Origin of the sequence: Desulfovibrio sp. 1188_IL3213 (assembly GCF_036763145.1) — a bacterium.
Lineage (GTDB): Bacteria > Desulfobacterota > Desulfovibrionia > Desulfovibrionales > Desulfovibrionaceae > Desulfovibrio.
Window position 1 is genome coordinate 1 of the sequence record NZ_JBAIYR010000553.1, and the last position, 1,278, is coordinate 1,278.

The window sequence follows — 1,278 nt, forward strand, 5'->3', positions numbered from 1 at the left end:
CACGGGATGGGCGGCCTGCGGCAAATAGGCCACTGCTTGCGCGCGCCGGCGGCGGTTCAGCCCGGAAAGATCCGTACCCTCATAAAGCACACGGCCGGATGTGGGGCGGTCAAGCCCGGCCACAATCCTGACAAGCGTGCTCTTGCCCGCTCCGTTAGGCCCGATGAAGGCCATGCAGCGCCCCGGCTCAAGGCGGAATGATATACCGTCCAGTATGGTTCTACCGGATCGTGCCGTCAGAGAAAGTTTGTCGGCCTCAAGCATGCGCCCTGGCCCCCCTGAAAAGGATGCACAAAAAAACCGGAACCCCGGTGAAGGCACAGACAATGCCTATGGGCAGCAGGGCCGGGTAGATGATGGTCTGGGCCACAAGGTCGGCCGCCAATAAAAAGCAGGCGCCGAACAGGGCTGAGCAGCCCAGCAGAAAAAAATGCCCGGCATGGGGAAAGGTCAGGCGCACCATGTGAGGAGCCACCAGGCCCACAAAGCCGATAACGCCGTAAAAGGCGGTGGCAAAGGCAGCCATAAGCGAGGCCATGAACAGGCTTGCGCAGCGCAGCCGCAGTACCGGCACGCCCAGAGCCGTGGCCTGGGCATCGCCCCAGCGCAGGGCGTCGTAATCAAGGTTGTGCCGCAGCGAAAAAACAAGGCCCGCCAGCAGTACAAGCCCGACCAGCGCGACTTCTCGCCAGCTTCCCCTGCTCAGGTCGCCAAAGCTCCAGAATACGGTGGCGGCCACCTGGCTGTCAGTGGCGAAATACTGCAATGACATGGTGGCGGCCCCAAAAAGAGTCGACAGGGCCACCCCCGCAAGAATAAGTCCCTGTGGCCCCATGCCCCGCATCATGCTGAAGGCCAGAATAAGCAGGGCCGCGGCAAATGAACCAGCCAGAGCGCCCAGGGCGACAATGCTCAGCCCGGCCAGGCCGCCTGCGGCGGGCAGGATAATCATGGAAAAGCTGGCGCCGAAGGCGGCCCCCTGTGAAAGACCGAGGGTAAAGGACGAAGCCAGCGGATTGTTGAGCACGTTTTGCAGCATGGTTCCGGTGAGGGCCAGCGACGCGCCCACGGCCAGGGCGGCGCAAACCTTGGGCAAACGCAGGTGGAGTACAAAATAGCGTAAGGATTCATCACCGGAAGAGCCGAACAGGGCCGCACAGATGTCGGCCCACGAACGTGAAACCGCCCCAAGCTTCATGCCAGCCAGGGCCAGCATGACGGCAACAGCCAGCAGCCCTGCCAGGGTGCAGGCGCGTATTCGGGGGCTGTCCCACGGCA

The 1,278-nt window shown here is 62.9% G+C and carries 2 protein-coding genes; both read right to left on the minus strand.

From position 1 onward, the window contains the following. Nucleotides 1–264 (minus strand): ATP-binding cassette domain-containing protein (locus V6C16_RS13515; protein WP_333543471.1); only part of this gene is annotated, 264 nt, incomplete at its 3' end. Beyond that, the coding region (locus V6C16_RS13520; RefSeq protein ID WP_333543472.1) for a FecCD family ABC transporter permease at nt 257–1,278 on the minus strand (1,022 nt) is incomplete at its 5' end. The genes V6C16_RS13515 and V6C16_RS13520, both read right to left, overlap by 8 nt.